Below are 19,372 nucleotides of genomic sequence, written 5' to 3'. Positions count from 1 at the left end.
AAGAGAAGATGACGACATTACTTAACCCGTATTTTGGTGAGTTCGGTGGGATGTATGTCCCACAAATCCTGATGCCCGCGCTGCGCCAGCTGGAAGAAGCGTTCGTGAGCGCACAGAAAGATCCGGCGTTTCAGGCGGAGTTTACTGACCTGCTGAAAAACTACGCCGGTCGTCCGACGGCGCTGACAAAGTGCCGCAACCTGACCGAAGGCACTAAAACTACGCTGTATCTTAAGCGTGAAGATTTGCTGCACGGTGGCGCGCATAAAACTAACCAGGTGCTGGGCCAGGCGCTGCTCGCGAAGCGGATGGGTAAAACCGAAATCATCGCCGAAACCGGCGCGGGGCAGCACGGTGTGGCCTCAGCGCTCGCCAGCGCCCTGCTCGGCCTGAAATGCCGCATTTACATGGGGGCGAAGGACGTTGAGCGCCAGTCGCCAAACGTGTTCCGTATGCGTCTGATGGGGGCGGAAGTGATCCCGGTGCACAGCGGTTCTGCCACGCTGAAAGATGCCTGTAATGAAGCGCTGCGCGACTGGTCTGGCAGCTACGAAACCGCCCACTACATGCTCGGTACCGCCGCGGGCCCGCACCCGTTCCCGACCATCGTGCGTGAATTCCAGCGCATGATCGGCGAAGAGACTAAAGCGCAGATCCTCGAAAAAGAGGGTCGCCTGCCGGATGCGGTGATCGCCTGCGTTGGCGGCGGATCTAACGCCATCGGCATGTTTGCCGATTTTATCGACGAAACCAGCGTTGGGCTGATTGGCGTTGAGCCTGCCGGCCACGGCATTGAAACGGGCGAGCATGGTGCGCCGCTGAAGCATGGCCGCGTGGGGATCTACTTCGGCATGAAGGCCCCGATGATGCAGACCGATGAAGGGCAGATTGAGGAGTCTTACTCGATCTCTGCCGGGCTGGATTTCCCGTCCGTAGGGCCGCAGCACGCGTTCCTGAACAGCACCGGCCGCGCGGATTATGTCTCCATCACCGATGACGAAGCGCTGGAGGCCTTCAAAACGCTGTGCCGCAATGAAGGGATCATCCCGGCGCTGGAGTCTTCCCACGCGCTGGCGCACGCGCTGAAAATGATGAAGGAAAACCCGGAAAAAGAGCAGCTGCTGGTGGTAAACCTTTCCGGTCGCGGTGACAAAGATATCTTCACCGTTCACGATATTCTGAAAGCACGAGGGGAAATCTGATGGAACGCTACGACAACGCATTTGCACAACTGAAAGCCCGCCAGGAAGGCGCGTTCGTTCCCTTCGTGACGCTGGGCGACCCCGGCCCGGAGCAGTCGCTGAAGATTATCGACACCCTGATTGATGCCGGTGCCGACGCGCTGGAGCTCGGTATTCCGTTCTCCGATCCGCTGGCGGATGGCCCGACCATTCAGAACGCAACGCTACGCGCGTTTGCCGCGGGCGTGACGCCGAGCCAGTGCTTTGAAATGCTGGCGGCGATCCGTCAGAAGCACCCGACCATTCCGATCGGCCTGCTGATGTACGCCAACCTGGTGTTCAGCCGCGGCATTGATGCGTTTTACGCAGAGTGCGCCCGCGTGGGCGTTGACTCCGTGCTGGTGGCTGACGTGCCCGTTGAAGAGTCTGCGCCATTCCGTCAGGCGGCAATGCGCCACAACGTCGCGCCGATTTTCATCTGTCCACCGAATGCCGATGACGATCTGTTGCGCCAGATTGCCTCTTACGGACGAGGTTACACCTACCTGCTCTCCCGTGCGGGCGTCACCGGTGCGGAAAACAAAGCCGCGCTGCCGCTGCATCATCTGGTGGAGAAGCTTGCAGAATACCATGCTGCACCGCCGCTTCAGGGCTTTGGCATTTCCTCACCGGATCAGGTTACTGCGGCGATTGACGCGAAAGCCGCCGGGGCCATTTCGGGTTCGGCTATCGTGAAAATTATCGAGAAGAACGTGGATAAGCCACAGCAGATGCTGGCTGAATTACACGCATTCGTCACATCCATGAAAGCGGCCACGCGCAAGGCGTAACCGTTAACACCGTCTGGCCCCGGCGTCAGGCGGTTTTCCCTCCTCTCTTCCTGAAAGAAGCAGGTCAAAATTGATCCTGTCGATATTTTCGGTGTGAATGACTTTCCAAACTTTCGCGTAAGCGTATGATCTGGGCTCTTTTTAGCGTTACCCTTCTGAGTTCAGAGGTTATTCATGTCATGGTATTCCTTCAAACAGACTTACCTGGTTAAGTTCTGGTCACCTGTTCCGGCCGTTATCGCGGCAGGCATTCTCTCTACCTATTATTTCGGTATTACCGGCACCTTCTGGGCTGTTACGGGCGAGTTTACCCGCTGGGGTGGGCAGCTATTACAGCTGGCAGGCGTCCATGCCGAAGAGTGGGGCTACTTCAAACTGATCCATCTTGAGGGCACACCGCTGACCCGCATCGACGGAATGATGATCATTGGCATGTTCGGCGGCTGTTTTGCGGCCGCGCTGTGGGCCAACAACGTTAAGTTGCGCATGCCGAAAAGCCGCATCCGCATTATGCAGGCCGTGGTCGGCGGCATCATTGCCGGGTTTGGCGCTCGTCTGGCGATGGGCTGTAATCTGGCCGCGTTCTTTACCGGCATTCCGCAGTTCTCGCTGCATGCCTGGTTCTTTGCCGTCGCCACCGCCATCGGCTCCTACTTCGGTGCTAAATTCACCCTGCTGCCGCTGTTCCGCATTCCGGTGAAAATGACGAAAGTTAGCGCTGCCTCTCCGTTAACGCAAAAACCCGATCAGGCGCGTCGTCGTTTCCGCCTCGGTATGCTGGTCTTTTTTGCTATGGTTGCCTGGGCGATTTGCACGGCAATGAATCAGCCCAAACTCGGTCTGGCCATGCTGTTCGGCGTCGGCTTTGGTCTGCTGATTGAACGCGCGCAGATCTGCTTTACCTCCGCGTTTCGCGATATGTGGATCACCGGACGCACCATGATGGCGAAGGCGATCATTGCCGGCATGGCCGTGAGCGCAATTGGCATCTTCAGCTATGTTCAGCTCGGCGTGGAGCCAAAAATTATGTGGGCGGGCCCAAATGCCGTGATTGGCGGGCTGCTGTTTGGCTTTGGCATCGTGCTGGCGGGCGGGTGTGAAACCGGCTGGATGTATCGCGCTGTGGAAGGCCAGGTGCATTACTGGTGGGTGGGTCTGGGTAACGTGATTGGCTCTACCCTTCTGGCCTGCTACTGGGATGACGTCTCTCCGGTGCTGGCAACAAACTGGGACAAGGTCAACCTGCTGAAAACCTTTGGTCCACTCGGGGGGCTCCTGGTGACCTATGCCCTGCTGCTCATCGCCTTCTTACTGGTTGTTGCACATGAGAAGCGCTTCTTCCGACGCGCCACCGCCAAAACTGAAACTCAGGAGAATGCCGCATGAAAGAGATCGTGCCTGATTATCGTCTCGATATGGTGGGTGAACCTTGCCCTTACCCGGCCGTCGCCACGCTTGAAGCGCTACCGCAGCTAAAGAAAGGTGAAATTCTGGAAGTGGTGAGCGATTGCCCCCAGTCGATCAATAACATTCCGCTTGATGCCAAAAATCACGGCTATACCGTGCTGGATATCCAGCAGGACGGACCAACCATTCGTTATTTAATTCAGAAGTGATTTCACGATCGAAAAAGGCCTCTCAGAGGCCTTTTCTAGTTTACTGGCTTTGGCCACCGTCGTCGTCTGAGCTTCGGCAGGCATGAATGAATGGTGAGACGTGTTCCGCAAACGGAACAGATAGCACCGTGAGGTAGGCTATGTGCTGGGCTGAACGTCGTGAACTGAAACTGTTTACCTGCACAAACCGGACACTCAAATTTGATGTTGGGGATATCCCCTCCAGACAGGTGTGTGGAACAACCACCATACAGCAATCACCGGCTGACAGGGGATATATCTTCTGTCAGAAACGATAGCCTGCTGAGAACATAAATACCCACGGATCCAGACGGGTATTGATACTTTGCTGCTGCCCGCCAGCTTTAAAGCGCACGTCCGTATCAATGTCCATATACCAGACAGAGGCGTTGATCAGCCAGTCACGATTAATCAGATAATCCAGACCAACCTGTCCCGCCATGCCCCACGAGTCTTTCAGGCTGAGATCGGAGAGCCCGGCCTCTTTACCAGTATCGTTAAATTTCTCATCAAAGAAGGTGGTGTAGTTAACGCCTGCACCAATATAAGGGCGCACCTTGCTGCTGGAATCGCCGAAGTACCACTGCGCCATCAGCGTTGGTGGCAAATGGTGCACCGTGGCAATGTCCCCGGTCGGTCCTAAACCGACGCGGTGACGGAATGGCGTGGCGGCTAAAAGCTCGACGCCAATGTTATCCGTTGCCATATACGTAAACGTCAGGCCTAACTGGGTGTTATTGCTAACGTTAAACCCGCCCATACCCAGCACATTGTCGGACCCTTCCGTTGGACGTACCGTTGCCGAACCGGCACGAATAAAGAATTCACCTGCTTCATGCGCGTAAGCGCCGCCAGAGAGACTGCTTAAGATGAGGGCTGCCACCGCTAATTTTTTCATATCCGCTCCATCGTTGTGGTTTTAATTGCGGAGGAGAATATACTCACAAATGAGTAATAAGTGATCTAACACAGATCACATTAAAACCAGTAAGTTAACATTCATTGATCTAGGTTAATTTTTGGTGACGCCTCATAAAGCAATAAGTTGTTACCGCGTCAATTTTTGGCATTTCATGGTTACAAAATTTTCTGTTTTCCCTCTCTTGCGCTTCCTGTAGCGGCTGGATAATTTATCGCTCTCACAATGTGATTTGATGCGTTCTACTTTTGCAGGTGTGCCATGAGTGATCATAACCCGTGCATGACGTGCGGAGCCTGTTGTGCGTATTTTCGAGTCTCTTTCTACTGGGCTGAAGCCAGCGATGGCGGCGGCACCGTTCCGGTCGATCTCACTGAACCCTTAACCCCTTTTCTGCGCTGTATGCGCGGCACCAATCAAAAACAGAGCCGCTGTGTGGCACTGGAAGGTGAACCTGGGGTATCCACCCGCTGCTCCATTTACGCGGATCGCCCCAGCCCGTGTCGCACTTTCGCGATGTCGGGAGAGGATGGGCAGGTCAATGAGGCATGCAATCGCGCCCGCGCCCGCTATGGATTACCGCCGCTTTACAAAGATATGCTTTTCCATACAAGCCTTGATGCTGCCACCAACGTGTTATCCGGTGTACAATTGCCGGCTAATTAACACCTGCAATACTCAAGGAGAGTGCATGTCTATCACGGCGAAGTCTGTCTACCGTGACACGGGAAATTTTTTCCGCAATCAGTTCATTACCTTTTTACTGATCGCGTTGTTGTGCGCCTTTATTACGGTGGTGCTGGGTCATGCGTTCTCACCCAGTGATGAACAGATTGCCACGCTGAGCCAGGGGGATCATCTTGCAGGCAGCGCAGGGTTGTTTGACCTTGTGCAGAATATGACGCCAGAGCAACAGCAAATCTTGCTGCGCGCATCTGCGGCATCTACCTTCTCGGGTCTGATTGGCAACGCCATTCTGGCGGGTGGCGTGTTGCTGATGATCCAACTGGTATCTGCCGGCCAACGCGTCAGCGCGTTACGTGCAATCGGGGCCAGTGCTCCGGTGCTGCCAAAGCTGTTTATCCTCATCTTCCTGACCACGCTGCTGGTCCAGATGGGGATCATGTTGGTGGTCGTGCCGGGCGTGCTGCTGGCTATCGTGCTTTCATTCGCGCCAGTAATGGTTGTGCAGGACAAACTGGGCATTTTCACCGCCATGCGCAGCAGCATCAGGCTCGCATGGGCCAATATGCGACTGGTCGCCCCGGCCGTTATCAGCTGGCTGCTGGCCAAGACTCTGCTGTTGCTGTTTGCGCCGAATTTTGCGGTGTTAACGCCAAATGTCGGAGCGGTTGTCGCCAATACGCTGAGCAATCTGATTTCAGCCGTGCTGCTGGTCTATTTGTTCCGCCTGTACATGTTAATTCGTCAGTAACTGGGATCGCAGAATGAAGCAGTTTCTTGATTTTTTACCGCTGATCGTATTTTTCGCTTTTTATAAGCTGTACGACATTTATGCCGGCACGCTGGCGCTGATTGTGGCAACGGCTGTGGTGCTGATTTACAGCTGGGTTCGCTATCGCAAAGTTGAAAAGATGGCGCTCATCACCTTCCTGATGGTGGCGGTGTTTGGTGGCCTGACGTTGTTCTTCCACAATGATGAATTTATCAAATGGAAGGTCACGGTGATTTACGGCCTGTTTGCGGGCGCACTCCTCATCAGCCAGTGGGTGATGAAGAAGCCGCTGATCCAGCGCATGCTGGGGAAAGAACTGACCCTGCCGCAGGCTGTGTGGGAGCGTCTGAATATCGCCTGGGCGCTATTTTTTATTCTGTGTGGTCTGGCGAATATCTATATCGCATTCTGGCTGCCGCAGAATATCTGGGTCAACTTCAAGGTGTTTGGCCTGACGGCGCTGACCCTTATCTTCACCCTGCTCAGCGGCGTTTATATTTATCGCCACATGCCGCAGGATGACAAGCACTGATCCTTCTGGCCAGATCGCCACGCGGTCTGGCCTCTTTTCCCGCCTTCTCTTTTCTCTACATCCTTCCTGCGAAAATGTCTGAATCATGAAGATTTTATGGAGATTGCTGTCATTTGATTGTAATGAGAATGACTATCATTAATATTCGTCATCGCATTTTTAACAAATGGAAATGAGTTGATGAATAATATAATAAGATTTGCCCCGGCTACACTTACGCTCGCCATTCTTTCAACGCTATACCAGAGCGCGCACGCAGCGGAAGATCCTCTCGCCGATGGTGAAACAATGGTTGTTCAGGCCACCGCTGAAGAGGCGCTGAAGCAACAGCCGGGGGTTTCCATCATCACGGCAAAGGACATAGAAAAGGATCCACCGGTTAACGATCTTTCAGAAATTATTCGCAAAATGCCCGGGGTTAACCTCACCGGAAACAGCGCGACAGGCAGCCGCGGCAACAACCGCCAGATCGATATCCGCGGTATGGGGCCGGAGAACACGCTGATTCTGATTGATGGTGTGCCGGTGACGTCACGTAACTCGGTGCGCTACAGCTGGCGCGGGGAGCGCGACACCCGCGGGGATACTAACTGGGTTCCGCCAGAGATGGTTGAGCGCATTGAAGTGCTCCGGGGACCTGCTGCCGCCCGCTATGGTTCGGGGGCGGCCGGCGGCGTCGTCAACATCATTACCAAACGCCCGACCAACGACTGGCACGGCTCGCTCTCCCTGTACACTAACCAGCCTGAAAATGATAAAGAGGGGGCGACGAAACGCGCTAATTTTGATCTGAGCGGCCCTCTTGCGGGCGATGCGTTAACGATGCGCCTGTACGGGAATATCAATAAAACTGACGCAGATGCTCAGGACATCAACACCGCGCAAAATGGCTCTTACGCCGCCGGACGTGAAGGCGTGCGCAACAAGGACATCAATGCCCTGCTCTCCTGGAAACTCACGCCACAGCAGATTATCGATTTCGACTACAGCTACAGCCGCCAGGGCAATATCTACGCGGGTGATACTCAATACAGCAACAGCAACGTCAGCCCTGACGGTCTGGTGTCGTCCCTGTATGGACACGAAACCAACCGAATGTACCGCCAGTCTTATGGCATTACGCACAACGGCATCTGGGACTGGGGTCAGTCAAAGTTCGGTGTCTATTATGAAAAGACCAACAACACCCGCCTGGAAGAAGGCTCTACGGGCAAAGTTGAGGGGATGATCAATAGCGATAAATACGATACCAGCCGGCTGGAGTCATACCGTTCAACGGGTGAGCTGAACATTCCTTTCTTCTGGCTGGTCGAACAGACGCTAACCGTGGGTGCAGAATGGAACCGTGATGAACTGAACGATCCGGCCTCAATGCAGGCGACAAATGTGTCGGGAGAAGTGATTAACGGCGTTCCCGGCACGGCTTCTGAGCGCAACAGCAAAAACAGCGCTGACCTCACCGGCATCTATCTTGAGGACAATATTGAAGCGCGTCAGGGCACCAACCTGATCCCAGGGATCCGCTTTGATTATCACAATCAGTTCGGCAGCAACTGGAGCCCTAGCCTGAACGTCTCTCAGGATTTGGGTGACATGTTCAAGGTTAAAGCGGGTATCGCTCGGGTATTTAAAGCGCCAAACCTGTATCAATCCAGCGAAGGCTATCTGCTTTCCACCCGCGGCAATGGCTGCCCGAACAACGTTTCCGAAGGAAGCTGTTATTTGTTAGGCAACCCGGATCTGGATCCTGAAATCAGCGTGAACAAAGAGATTGGCCTGGCCTTTGCGCTGGAAGGCTACGAGGCTGGCATAACCTGGTTCCGCAACGATTACAAAAACAAGATCGTTTCAGGAACGGATGTGCTGGGCCAGACAAGCAGCGGCGCAAATATCCTTCAGTGGCAGAACGGAGGAAAGGCCGTTGTTGAAGGGCTGGAAGGCAACCTCACCGTCCCTGTTATTCGCGACACGCTAACCTGGCGTACTAATGCGACGTATATGATTCAGTCTAAAAGTAAAGACACCGGTAATCCGTTGTCGATTATCCCCAAATATACCGTCAACACCATGCTGGACTGGGAGGTTAACAGCAAGCTTTCAGCCAACGTAAGCTGGACGATGTACGGCCGCCAGAAGCCCAGAGAAAACGCTGAAATCCGCAAAGAGGAAAATGCGATGTCCAACAGAGAGATCGGCGCGTATTCCATCGTGGGTATCGGCAGTAACTATCAGCTGACCAAAAACCTGCGCCTGAATGCCGGCATCAGCAACCTCTTTGACAAGCAGATTTACCGTGAAAATGACGGTGCATCGACCTATAACGAACCAGGCCGTGCGTATTACGCAGGCGTGACCCTGTCCTTCTGACCCTAAGGCGCCTGCTCTGCGGGCGCTAACCCTATTCTCTCCAGCCAGAAATCATAGTAGCATCCCGCCTGAAGTCTTCAGTTACGAGTTTAAAAACAATGACAACAAATGACGCCCCACAGGGCGAACTGGTTTTACGCACACTGGCAATGCCTGCGGATACGAATGCCAATGGCGATATTTTTGGCGGCTGGTTGATGTCGCAGATGGATATGGGCGGTGCAATCCTGGCAAAAGAGATTGCACACGGGCGCGTGGTAACCGTCCGGGTCGATGGCATGACCTTCCTGCGTCCTGTCGCGGTGGGGGACGTGGTGTGCTGTTATGCACGCTGCGTAAAACGCGGCACTACGTCTGTCTCCATCAACATTGAAGTCTGGGTGAAAAAAGTCTCTTCTGAACCGATTGGTCAGCGCTATAAGGCGACGGAGGCATTGTTCATCTATGTGGCGGTGGATAGCGACGGTAAGCCCCGCCAGCTTCCACGGAGCTGATCCTCAGGTAAAAAAAAGCCTCCTTGCGGAGGCTTCTTTTATTCCATCTGTGCCCCGCCGTTCAGGCGGAAGACAATGTTCACAATCAACCCATTGCCGGGTTTACCGGCTTCATAGCGCCACCTGCGCATGGCCGATTTAACTTCACGTTCAAACATATTCGCCGGCTGTGCGGACAGGATTTCCACGTTATCGACACGTCCATCGGCCGTAACGTCGAATTTCACCCGTACACGCCCTTCAATACGTAACGCCTGAGCACGTGCCGGGTACTGCGGCTGGTTACGGCTCAGCGCGCGCGGGCCTGCTGGCGCCGTTACCGTCGGTTTTGTCGCGGTCGTGGTGTTATTCATCAGCGGACGTGACGGGGCGGCATTTTCAACCGGCTGCGTGGCGCGTGGCTCAACCGGACGCACTTCGCGTTTCGGACGTTCTTCAACCTTTTTGACCGGCTTGGGTTTTGGCTTCGGCTTAGGTTTCGGCTCCGGCTTATGGATCACCACCGGCGCTTCTTTCGGCGGTTCAGGAACCGGCTCGGGCTCTGGCTCCGGCTCGGGTTCAACAACGGGCTGTGGCGGCGGCGGCGCAACCTGCGGCGGCTCAAGATCCGCAGGCGATACCATGGTCACAGAAATTGGCTGCGCTGGCGCCGGCATTTCAATAACCTGATGAACCGAGGTATAGAGCAGACCCGCCACGACAGCACCGTGAATAACGACGGAAAGCAGCGTCGGCCATGGAAAGCGGCGAGGTAAATCAAGGGTCATCGAAGTCATAATCATCAACGTTAAAAAACCGAACCTTGATTTTAAATGCAAATAGCAATCATATTCAATAAGACACTTTGTCCTGGCGCAATTTAAGCGTACATGAGGGCAAAAAAGGGGCATCCAGATCAGGGTTTTAACATTGTTATTATCTTTACATTGCAGTCATTTGTGCTTTCACATAACGTAATTGTCACTTTTACCGGTTAAGGAGCTTTGCCGTGCTTTACGTGATTTACGCTGAAGATGTACCTGATTCTCTGGAAAAACGTCTTTCCGTTCGCCCTGCCCATCTGGCGCGTTTACAGTTGCTACAGGATGAAGGTCGGTTGCTGACCGCAGGCCCGATGCCTGCCGTTGACAGCAACGATCCGGGCGCGGCGGGTTTTACCGGCTCCACGGTGATTGCCGAGTTTGAATCTCTTGAAGCCGCGCAGGCTTGGGCAGAAGCAGACCCGTACGTCGCAGCCGGCGTGTACGAGAAAGTCACGGTTCGTCCGTATAAAAAAGTATTCTGAAACGAAAGGCTCCCTCGGGAGCTTTTTTAAACGATTCAACACAATGAAATAAAAGGATTTATTTCAGGTTACGTCCACATGTTGACCACATCGTATAGGAAGCCCTACGAAACGGGGCTTCCTTAATTTCTTCGATTTACACATTAACTACGGTGGTAAAGAATGATCGCCATAACGTCAGCTAATATTTTCTGGTGAGATTCTTCCATCTCATCAAAATGGAGTTGTTCTCGCACCAATGCAGCTTCTAATCTCCCGGCAACGGACAGGCACAAGTTTTTTTGATCTTCATCGTCAAAGCCTCCTTGTTCCAAAATAGAAACATACTCCATACCGCGCCAAAATCGTCCTTCTTTATAAATTGGCCAATTAAGATTTTCTTTGCAGTATTCTGCAAGTTGATCCTCATTATCATGGTAAGCTCTAGGAGGTTCAAGCAAACTTAGTTCGATCAATAAATCATTTAATGTAGAGGCATAACTATTTTCCTCTACTTCAAATTGTTCTTCTATATCATCCCAAGTTAATTCCCAATTAGATTTTATATGACTTAATTGCCGGGTAACCATATGATCAAATATGTCACTAGCGCTAAAAAAAGTTAATACCCTATTATCCATGTTTCACCTTAAAAATAAACATAAAAACATCCACATCAACCTGTGATATAGCACAATTAAAATTCCGGGAAATTATTTTTCTCTATGTGTGATGCAAATGCTTCAAGTTCATCTAGTAATACATCTATGTCATTCATGCAAAGAGAAATTTTTTTTCCTTCCGAAGTCTTGCCAGCTCTATGGACTAAATCATGTCGAATATGCGTTGCTTTAATAAGATTCTCCAGTGACTCAGGAAATTCTATATTAAGAGAATGTTTGTATATCGCTCGAATCTTAGGCAAGTTATGCCATAGCAACCCCATCAAATATTCTTTTGCGAATTTTTCAATCTCATCCATTTTAGAAAAAATTTCTGATAACGAAAACTTTTCCTTTGTGAAATCTTTATTTGTTTCAATAAACCGTCTGAGGTAACATTTATCAGTTTCAATTCGCCCTATAAAATACTCGGATAAAAAAACTTCCATAATAGTTATGGAATTAATAAAAAGCATAGTCAAGTAAGTTTGCTTTTGTGTTTCATCATGAATATTTAGTGACATCATTGCTCGGAGGTTATTAATTGAACCAAGGAAATCTTTATATGGATCAATTGTACTACCTGATGTATCGAAGAAATAATCATCATCAAAATCTTCTGGTTTTGATATGCCAGACCATTCTATACCTTCATTATCCAATTCATCTGCCAACATTTCAATTACTTCGTCGGGTATTATATTAGTAAACTCTCCAAATAACTCTTCTCTTGCATCGTAGGGCCCCCCATAAATAAATAGGTATCCACCTTCATCGCTGATATATGGACACTCATGAACAGGATCTTGATATCTTTGAAAAAACCATGTGCGCATAACTTCAATCTGAAATTCAGTTGGCCGAGTGGTTAAATCATTTTTAGTTATTGTTTTTTGATCTTCAGGAAGATCATAATAAATTGACATGATTATCTATCTCTGACAATTGGTTTCGGTATGAATTGATTCCTCAACTTTTATAGCAAAACTACTACTATTTAATAATAAAAACAATAAGCCTTTATTCAAAAGGCTCATCGTAATTACATCCAGTTGATTGATTGCTGACCTGACGTTGTTGGATGCGGCGACACTGGCACCACCTCCCCCGGCGAAACGATAAAGCGCTCAACCGTCTCAGTGGTCACAAACGTCGCGCTGCAGTTGATGTTTGTGCACTGGTGATACCGCTCTTTGGTCGTGTCAGTAAAATAGCGACTTGTGCGGGCGTGAGCGGCGAAATGGCATTTTGGACAGTGAAACATGGCGAGCACCTCATTTAATTTCCGATGCGTTAATTTTACTCATTTTATCATTATATAACAAACAGTTAAGTGTATGTCATTGCGTTAATTCTTCGCTTTCGTACTCCACATCCGAAACCTTAACCTCAAGCTCTAAGCCCGTCGTATAGCCGCTCCCGTTGAGGTTATGCACCACCCGGCTGATTATCCACGCCTGATCGTCTATGACGCGCTTAAAGCCTTTCACCGCGATTGGCGTTTCAGGAAACAAATCTGCACGGCCAATCGCAAGCGAGATTGAAAACTCCGCCACGCCTCGCTGCAGCTTGTCCCACTTTGCCTGAGCGGCGCGCATGGCCTGCGCCTTTGTCGCGTAGATGGTTGTAAGCTCCAGCACGTTGTCAGCCTCACCGGCCATGTACTCACCCTCGCGCGCTTCCTGCTCTTTTTTGGCTTTAGTCTTTGCCGGGGCTTTGGTTGCTTTCGGATGCTGCAGCGCGCGGAGGTGCTTCTCTTTGGGCTTCCTTTTGAGCTTAACCTTTTGCTTTTGCGGCTTGGGGTCTTTGGTGTGCAGCCATTTTGCCGTCACGCCGGTGTAGGCTTCCCGGTCAGCAATGGCAAACTGATGACGATCGCCGTCGCCGCGCTCAAGCGTCATCTGCGGAATAGGTTTTCCGCTGGCCGTCTTACCGCCCCCGGCTTTCAGGAATAGCAGTTTCCCCGCTTTTACCGAAACCGCCGCCCCGTTCCGGTCAGCCAGGCGGGACAGAAATACCGCGTCGGATTCCTGCGACTGGTCAATGTGAGGCACGGCGACGGCTTTCAGCGTGTCTGCCACGCTGGCCGTCAGCTTATTGCGTGCCGCAATCGTCTCGACAATTTGCCCGAGCGTGGTGTCATGCCATGACTGTTCCCGGCGCGAGTTCAGCGACCCGCGAAAATCGGCGCTGCGTCCCCGGATGGTCAGCGTATCAGGCGCGCCCCTGTGCTCGATTTCGTCGACCGTGAACGTCCCTTTTTTTATCAGCGCGGAATCCTGCCAGCCTAACCACAGCGTCAATGTTGCGCCGCGCGGCGGCATTGCTACCTGGCAGTCAGTGTCATCGAGCTCGATATCGAGCTGGTCGGCCTCGAATCCGCGATTGTCGGTCATGGTCAGGCTGATAAGGCGGTCACTGAAATCCTGCGTGATATCCTCGTTATCCAGCTTGAGCATAAACGCCGGGGCTATCTTCGCCCCGGCCTGAATATTCATTCCCGTAATCATCCTGCCAGCCCTCCCAGCCATTCACCGGCAGACGTGACCAGATTGTCGGCCTGCGTTTTAAGGTCGCCGTAAATGGCCGCCAGCGATTCATCGACCCGTTTAAGGGACAGGCTAAACTCGATTTTTCTGGCAGCACCGTCACTGAATAGCTCAGTGTGGGTGTGCGTCACTTTGTCGATAACATACATGCCGTGGATCATGCCCGTCCCGTCAATCAGCGGCCACGCGCGCCCCTCGTCGGCCATCAGCTCGATGGCGGTCAGTGATAGACGCCCGCCGGTAATTTCGGGATAGAGGACACCCGACAGCGTGCGCGTGGTTTCCCCTTCCCCGAGATACTGGTAAGCCGGTGGCTTTCCGATACGGTCGTTTGACGCCCAGCGGTAATCCTTCGAATACTGCATAGACTGATAGGGCAGCGTGCGGCGCTCAAACACAAACAAACCTAAAACCATTAACATGCTTTATCCCCCTCAGTCATGACGCATACTTGAGCGCTGACGCGCACGGTTTTCCCGGTCGAGTTTATCGACAGCCTCGCGGAGTTGCCGGTCAAGGTCGCTGCCCGGCGCAATGCCACCATTCAGGTTGATGTTATATTCTGGCTTGCTCTGGTCGACGTAAGTCTTTCCGGTAGGAGCCGTTACTGGCTGATAGGCCTGATATCCTCCATATGCCGAGGTGGCCGGAATATAAGACCCCTTTTGCGAGCCGGTGGCGGCGTTGGCTTTTGCGGCCGTCTGGTCGAGCTCGCCCGACTCCTTTTTGATGACCCCGAGCTTTTCCAGTAACCAGTTAACGCCGGTACCCAATGTATTAAAGCTTTTGAGCGGTAACATCAGCGCTTCGGCCAGCATCTTACCGAACATCACACCCGCATTTTTGCAGTTGTCGAGCGTCTCCTGCGTCGATTTAACCGGTGCGATCAGGTCTTTAAACCACTGCCACGCCGCTTTGAGTTTTTCACCCAGCCAGTCGAAAACCGGCTTTAACGGTTCGAATAACTCCACTACAGGGGCAAAAGCCTGCTTTATCCCCTCCATTACGCCTGAGAAAAATGCGCTTATTGGTTCCCAGTATTTGCGGATGAGCAGCGCACCGGCGATGATGGCAACGCCAACAGCCACAATCGGCCAGGTAAGCGCCCCGAGCACGGTCATGATGGCACCGCCCACCGCAGAGAAAACCGTCCCCAGCAGTGATGCACCGGCAATCAAAATATTAATGCCGGTAATGACCGGCCAGGTGACCAGACCAATTGCCCCGAGGATGCCAATAATTGCCAGTGCGCCGCCTGCTATGATGCCGATTGTTGACGCAAGTGTTTTGTTATTGGTGATCCAGCCGTCGAGCTTTAACACATATTTCGTGGCAGTCTGGGTGAGCTTACGCAGTGACCCCTCCTGCTGGTCAAACAGGTCAGTACCAACGGCCTCATAGGCTGACTGAAATTCTTTAAAGTCGCCGCCGAGGTTGTTCTGCATGATTTTGACCAGCTCAGCGGTTTTGCCGTCCGAGGCTTTAAACGCCGCCGTGAGCTGATCGAGCTTACCGCTTGAGGCAGCGGTCATCAGTACCGCCGCCGCCGAGCTGGCTTCCTCACCAAAGATGGTTTTCATGTATTCGCCGCGCTGGCTTGTTCCGAGATTGTTTTTCTCAAAACTGCGCTGCATTTCTTTCAGAATGGCAAATATCGGGCGCGTGTTGCCCTTGCTGTCAGACGTTTTAACGCCGAGCTCTTTGATGGCCTCGTATGCCTTACCGGTCGGAGCCTGCAGGCGACTCAGGACGGCACGGCTGCCCGTTCCCGCCATCGAGCCGGTGATTTTGGCGTCATGGAGCGCGCCAACCATTGCGGCGGTCTGCTCGATACTGACCCCGGCATTTTTTGCCACCGGCGCAGCATACGTCAGCGCGTCGCTCAGCCCGTCAAAGTCAGCGGCCGTTTTGTTCATCGTCATCGACAGCACGTCGCCAATGTGTGCGATCTGGTCGTTTGACATCTGAAACGCGGATTTCATACCCGTCAGCAGCGCGGCGTTTTCTTCCATCGAGCGACGGTTAGACAGCGCCATATTCAGCGTGACCGGCGTCGCCGCCTGAATCGCTGCGGCATCCCCGCCGCTTTTCGCAATGATAATCTGCGCGCTCGCCGCATCGTCTGCAGACGCAGCGGTATTGTCCCCGAGCTGGCGCGCCTGTTTGCGCAGCGCCTCCATTTCGGGCGACTGTTTTTCGCCCCCGAGCACGGCCTGCAGCTCAGAGTTTTTCTGTGCAAAGTCATAACCGGGCGTGAGTAATTTTACTCCGGCCATCGTTCCCGCCGTGGCGGTACCGACGCCCGCCGCGCCTGCCGCTGCAGCGCCTCCGGCAATGGATTTACCGGCCTGATAACGCTCTTTAATGCGACTCAGTCGCGCCTGCTGTTGACTGACCCGCGCCAGTGCCCCGCGCTGCCGGTTGAGCTGCGCGGTCGTCTCACTGATGCTGGTTTTCAGGCGGCGCTCATCCGCCGACAGGGTACGGGTATTAATACCAGCCCGCGCGAGCTCGGTGCGCTGGCGCTGCACCGACTGCCTGAGGCTGTTGTATTTGAGCTGCAGTTCAGCGGCGGATTTCTTCGCCGCCTCCATCGCGCGCGCCTGCGCGGTAGTCGGGTTCAGCGTGTTTTTAAACTGAACGGCCAGCGCGGCGGCTTCCTGTTTCGCCCTGTTAAGCGACTGGCCGGTCACGGCAAGCTGTGCGCTCGCTTTCCTGAATCCGTCAATTCGGCCAGCCTGCGCATTCAGATCGCGCAGGCTGTTTTGAGAAGTGCGGATATCGCCAGCAAGTGATTTACTGGCGTTCTGGATAGCTTTGAGCGGTCGGCTTGCCCGGTCTACTGCGTTCAGCAGTACCTCAATCCTGACGTTATTGCTCATAGTGGTGTCCGCTTCGCTGCAGCGCCTTTTCGCGCCATGTGATGAGCTCGGTCACGCTCAGGGAATAGAGCTCTGATGGCGGCCAGTGAAAAATCACCGCGATATCCGCCATCAGGTCATCGACCGAAAGGTTATCCGGGAATGTCAGCGAGCCGAAGATGGTGACAAAAAACCAACCACCTTACCGGCGAACAAAATCAGGTCTGACGCTTCCAGACGCATGACCTCATGCTCGGTGAGCGCCGGGTACGTCATACGCGGCAGCACTTTAATCAGTGCGTCAACGTCAGAGTTTGCCAGCGAGGCCAGACTCACACCGCGCAGGGTTCCCGCGTTGGGTTTTGTAACGGTCACCTGTTCGATTTTCTGCTCACCGCGCATGACGGGGTTATCGAGGATCACAATGTTTGAGTTTTCGGTTTCGTTGATTTCGTTGATGTTTTCCATGATGTTGCTCTCGTCAAAGTTAAGTGACCGGCCAGCCTGACTGACCGGTTAAGGGGTTACAGGCCAATCGCCTTACGGTGTTCCGCCAGACGGTCGACGCCGTCGACTTTCATCACCATGTTGATGACGTCAATCTCGATGACCTCTTTGCCGTCAATCGTGAGCTGGTAATACGAGCACTCGGTCGCGATTTTGGTCGTACCGCTTTCGCCCTGCTTGTTTTCGCCGCCGTCGTACTCTTTGTGACGGCCACGCATGACCACCTCAACAGCGGAAATAGCGCCGGTGTCATCGCGCTGGAATGAGCCGGTGAAGCGCAGCGGCACGCTGTCGGCACCCGGTGACGCGTACTGCGCCCACAGCTCGACGTCGGGCAGGCCGCCCAGCGTCCACTCAAGCGACAGCGCGTCGTCGTCGAGGCCGAGGTCAACCGACACCGAGCCCGGCATCCCGCCGCCGCGGTATTTCTCAAGCTTACGGGTCAGCTTTGGCAGGGTGACGGATTCAACGACGCCCATATAGCTGAGACCGTCGTTAAACATGTTCAGGTATTTCAGTTTGCGTGGTAACGCCATGCTCTGAGCTCCTTAGCTGTTGACCGAGTCTGACAGGTCTGCCAGATAGGTATCGGTGATGCGCTGGCGCAGGGTCAGGTTTTCCAGCGGAGGGACGGGGGTGTAGTCGTAATCGATATACAGCTTCCCGGCTTTCAGGGTTTCCACGCTGTTCGACTCCGGGTCGTACCAGCACGTACCGTCAACGATATAGCCGTTGTTTTTCAGCTCGCGGAATTTCGCATTGATACCGGCGACAATGTCGCGGATAAGCGTTGCGGTAACGGGTTTATCAATCGCCCACGCGTGCGCCTCAGCCATCGTGTCGGCCAGCACCTGTGCCGTGCGGGTGTAGTTTTCAAACAGGAAAAGCGGGTCATCTGAGCAGGTACGGTTGCCCCAGAATTTAAAGCCGTCGTTACGGATGAGCGTTGTCACCCCGGCCTGATTCAGCAGGTTCGCGTCAGTTCCCTTCTCCTGCAAATCCCATGAGACCGAGGTACTGACGCCGGTGACGCCATTCACGCCGACGTTAGAGAGCGTTTTGTGCCAGCCGGTTTCCTGGTCGATTTTGGCGCGCAGGCCGAGCGCGCGGGCGGTCGCCCATGCAATGTCGGTTTCGTTCGCCGTGGTGTCCCATGCGAGAAAATCAGGGTGAATGACCATCAGCTCGCGCTGACTGAAATTCTCACGGTATTTGATGGCGTCAGAAATGGTCTTGCAGCCCCATGCGCTAATGTAACCAAACGCGCGCAGGCTCTGACAGGTTGCCGCGAGCGCGGTCGCCACTTCCAGAGAATCCAGCCCCGGCACGCCGAGAATGCGCGGCTTGACGCCGGTGACGGTTTGCGCGGCCAGCAACGCCTTAAGACCGGTGTATTTCCCGTTTTCGTCGGTCGTGCCGATGATGTTGGAAATGGTTTCTTTCTGTGCCGCTTCCGGGTCATCCGGGTCGTCGATACCTTCGGCAACGCGTACAACCACAACGACCGGCTTGCACTGGTCGGCGATGGCCTGCAGGGATTTTGACAGGGTGCCAAGTTTACCGGCTTTACCTATAGCGTTTTGCACGCTGGTAATCAGCACCGGCTCATTAAGCGGGAATGTTAAATCGTCAGCATCGCTGGCCGTGCAGACCATGCCGATGATGGCCGTCGAGACGGTGGAAATGGTGCGCGTGCCATCGTTAATCTCGATGACCTCGACGCCGTGATGATAGTCGCTCATCCGTTTAACTCCGTTGTTAGGGGTGCGACTATTTTCTGTTGTGCGCGAGGTGCAAGAAACGTAATGCCGTTGGAGGGGGGACAGTACAACGCGCAGTGAACCGGTGAAGCGTGCGGAAATGGTGATTGATCGTTTTCAGCGATCAATCTCCTGGAATTGATCGCTGATAACCATTATCAATGAAGGGATATTGTCGCTATCGTTTCGCCATTAACGAGGGAGCGAGAATGACGATATTACTCTGGGTTGGTGGTGGTCTGGCTGCATGGTGCCTCTTTGGCTTTTGCTGGCTCAGGCTGTTTGCCGGTGATGAAACTGAAAAAGACTATGAAGAATGCCCCTACGATTAAACCCGCTTAACGCGGGTTTTT

At 53.4% G+C, this 19,372-nt stretch carries 23 protein-coding genes; 11 read left to right on the top strand and 12 right to left on the bottom strand.

Translation table 11 applies throughout. The features are described 5' to 3' along the window. Window positions 1-8 precede the first annotated feature (8 nt). The 4 genes from trpB (at window position 9) to yedF (ending at window position 3,627) form a co-directional block, all read left to right on the top strand. On the top strand, window positions 9-1,202 hold the full coding sequence (gene trpB / locus AM329_RS05185) for a tryptophan synthase subunit beta (RefSeq protein WP_003856780.1): 1,194 nt from the start codon (window positions 9-11) through the stop codon (window positions 1,200-1,202). Next, window positions 1,202-2,011: a tryptophan synthase subunit alpha gene (gene trpA / locus AM329_RS05180; RefSeq protein WP_032609356.1), complete on the top strand. Its 810-nt coding sequence runs from the start codon at window positions 1,202-1,204 to the stop codon at window positions 2,009-2,011. The genes trpB and trpA overlap by 1 nt, the downstream gene beginning before the upstream one ends. A gap of 174 nt (window positions 2,012-2,185) precedes the next feature. After that, complete coding sequence (gene yedE / locus AM329_RS05175; RefSeq protein ID WP_032609358.1) at window positions 2,186-3,397, top strand: selenium metabolism membrane protein YedE/FdhT; 1,212 nt, start codon at window positions 2,186-2,188, stop codon at window positions 3,395-3,397. Beyond that, window positions 3,394-3,627 carry a sulfurtransferase-like selenium metabolism protein YedF gene (gene yedF, locus AM329_RS05170; RefSeq protein ID WP_003856774.1) on the top strand — a complete coding sequence of 78 codons (234 nt, stop codon included), beginning with the start codon at window positions 3,394-3,396 and terminating at the stop codon, window positions 3,625-3,627. The genes yedE and yedF overlap by 4 nt, the downstream gene beginning before the upstream one ends. A gap of 286 nt (window positions 3,628-3,913) precedes the next feature. On the opposite strand, the gene ompW is transcribed toward yedF, so the two are convergent. Continuing rightward, window positions 3,914-4,546, bottom strand: a complete 633-nt coding sequence (gene ompW / locus AM329_RS05165; RefSeq protein ID WP_003856769.1) for an outer membrane protein OmpW — start codon at window positions 4,544-4,546, stop codon at window positions 3,914-3,916. A 282-nt stretch (window positions 4,547-4,828) separates the two neighbouring features. Here ompW and AM329_RS05160 point away from each other — a divergent pair, with 282 nt between their 5' ends. From AM329_RS05160 to yciA, 5 genes are all read left to right on the top strand, one after another. After that, entirely contained in the window at window positions 4,829-5,233 is a 405-nt protein-coding gene (locus AM329_RS05160; protein ID WP_032609359.1) for a YkgJ family cysteine cluster protein, read from the top strand. 25 nt (window positions 5,234-5,258) lie between these two features. Next, window positions 5,259-6,002, top strand: a complete 744-nt coding sequence (locus AM329_RS05155; RefSeq protein ID WP_003856765.1) for a YciC family protein — start codon at window positions 5,259-5,261, stop codon at window positions 6,000-6,002. A gap of 13 nt (window positions 6,003-6,015) precedes the next feature. After that, on the top strand, window positions 6,016-6,555 hold the full coding sequence (locus AM329_RS05150; RefSeq protein ID WP_023324803.1) for a septation protein A: 540 nt from the start codon (window positions 6,016-6,018) through the stop codon (window positions 6,553-6,555). A 180-nt stretch (window positions 6,556-6,735) separates the two neighbouring features. Next, window positions 6,736-8,922: a TonB-dependent siderophore receptor gene (locus AM329_RS05145; protein ID WP_032609360.1), complete on the top strand. Its 2,187-nt coding sequence runs from the start codon at window positions 6,736-6,738 to the stop codon at window positions 8,920-8,922. Between the two features lie 98 nt (window positions 8,923-9,020). After that, window positions 9,021-9,416: an acyl-CoA thioester hydrolase YciA gene (gene yciA, locus AM329_RS05140; RefSeq protein WP_023314256.1), complete on the top strand. Its 396-nt coding sequence runs from the start codon at window positions 9,021-9,023 to the stop codon at window positions 9,414-9,416. Between the two features lie 38 nt (window positions 9,417-9,454). Here yciA and tonB read toward each other — a convergent pair whose 3' ends face one another. Next, window positions 9,455-10,183: a TonB system transport protein TonB gene (tonB, locus tag AM329_RS05135; protein ID WP_017384230.1), complete on the bottom strand. Its 729-nt coding sequence runs from the start codon at window positions 10,181-10,183 to the stop codon at window positions 9,455-9,457. Between the two features lie 221 nt (window positions 10,184-10,404). Between tonB and AM329_RS05130 the strand changes: the two genes are divergently transcribed. Then, on the top strand, window positions 10,405-10,701 hold the full coding sequence (locus tag AM329_RS05130) for a YciI family protein (protein WP_003856755.1): 297 nt from the start codon (window positions 10,405-10,407) through the stop codon (window positions 10,699-10,701). A 143-nt stretch (window positions 10,702-10,844) separates the two neighbouring features. Here AM329_RS05130 and AM329_RS05125 read toward each other — a convergent pair whose 3' ends face one another. The 10 genes from AM329_RS05125 to AM329_RS05080 form a co-directional block, all read right to left on the bottom strand. After that, a complete protein-coding gene (locus AM329_RS05125; RefSeq protein ID WP_032609363.1) occupies window positions 10,845-11,321 on the bottom strand; it encodes a hypothetical protein in 477 nt (158 codons plus the stop codon). A 56-nt stretch (window positions 11,322-11,377) separates the two neighbouring features. After that, the gene (locus AM329_RS05120) at window positions 11,378-12,268 is read right to left on the bottom strand and encodes a hypothetical protein (protein WP_032609364.1); all 891 of its coding nucleotides are present in this window, start codon (window positions 12,266-12,268) and stop codon (window positions 11,378-11,380) included. 116 nt (window positions 12,269-12,384) lie between these two features. Beyond that, window positions 12,385-12,606, bottom strand: coding sequence for a DNA-binding transcriptional regulator (locus AM329_RS05115; RefSeq protein ID WP_032609365.1), 222 nt, complete (start codon window positions 12,604-12,606; stop codon window positions 12,385-12,387). A gap of 76 nt (window positions 12,607-12,682) precedes the next feature. After that, window positions 12,683-13,852, bottom strand: coding sequence for a phage late control D family protein (locus AM329_RS05110; RefSeq protein WP_032609366.1), 1,170 nt, complete (start codon window positions 13,850-13,852; stop codon window positions 12,683-12,685). After that, window positions 13,849-14,313 (bottom strand): phage tail protein, encoded by a 465-nt coding sequence (locus AM329_RS05105; RefSeq protein ID WP_032609367.1) that lies wholly within the window; start codon window positions 14,311-14,313, stop codon window positions 13,849-13,851. Before AM329_RS05105 ends, AM329_RS05110 begins: the two co-directional genes overlap by 4 nt. Before the next feature lie 12 nt (window positions 14,314-14,325). After that, window positions 14,326-16,773: a phage tail tape measure protein gene (locus AM329_RS05100; protein ID WP_032609369.1), complete on the bottom strand. Its 2,448-nt coding sequence runs from the start codon at window positions 16,771-16,773 to the stop codon at window positions 14,326-14,328. Beyond that, entirely contained in the window at window positions 16,763-16,885 is a 123-nt protein-coding gene (locus tag AM329_RS05095) for a GpE family phage tail protein (protein ID WP_032609370.1), read from the bottom strand. Before AM329_RS05095 ends, AM329_RS05100 begins: the two co-directional genes overlap by 11 nt. Window positions 16,886-16,917: 32 nt before the next feature. Then, on the bottom strand, window positions 16,918-17,220 hold the full coding sequence (locus AM329_RS05090) for a phage tail assembly protein (protein WP_032609371.1): 303 nt from the start codon (window positions 17,218-17,220) through the stop codon (window positions 16,918-16,920). 56 nt (window positions 17,221-17,276) lie between these two features. Further along, complete coding sequence (locus AM329_RS05085; protein WP_032609372.1) at window positions 17,277-17,795, bottom strand: phage major tail tube protein; 519 nt, start codon at window positions 17,793-17,795, stop codon at window positions 17,277-17,279. 12 nt (window positions 17,796-17,807) lie between these two features. After that, entirely contained in the window at window positions 17,808-19,001 is a 1,194-nt protein-coding gene (locus AM329_RS05080) for a phage tail sheath protein (RefSeq protein WP_032609374.1), read from the bottom strand. Window positions 19,002-19,228: 227 nt separating this feature from the next. Here AM329_RS05080 and AM329_RS26245 point away from each other — a divergent pair, with 227 nt between their 5' ends. Next, window positions 19,229-19,351 carry a hypothetical protein gene (locus tag AM329_RS26245; protein ID WP_254915563.1) on the top strand — a complete coding sequence of 41 codons (123 nt, stop codon included), beginning with the start codon at window positions 19,229-19,231 and terminating at the stop codon, window positions 19,349-19,351. Window positions 19,352-19,372 lie beyond the last annotated feature (21 nt).

Origin of the sequence: Enterobacter cloacae complex sp. AR_0002, assembly GCF_001922365.1 — a bacterium.
Taxonomy (GTDB): Bacteria; Pseudomonadota; Gammaproteobacteria; order Enterobacterales; family Enterobacteriaceae; genus Enterobacter; species Enterobacter hormaechei_C.
The sequence above is the reverse complement of the archived record's forward strand: the minus strand, read 5'-3'. Positions and strand labels throughout refer to the sequence as shown.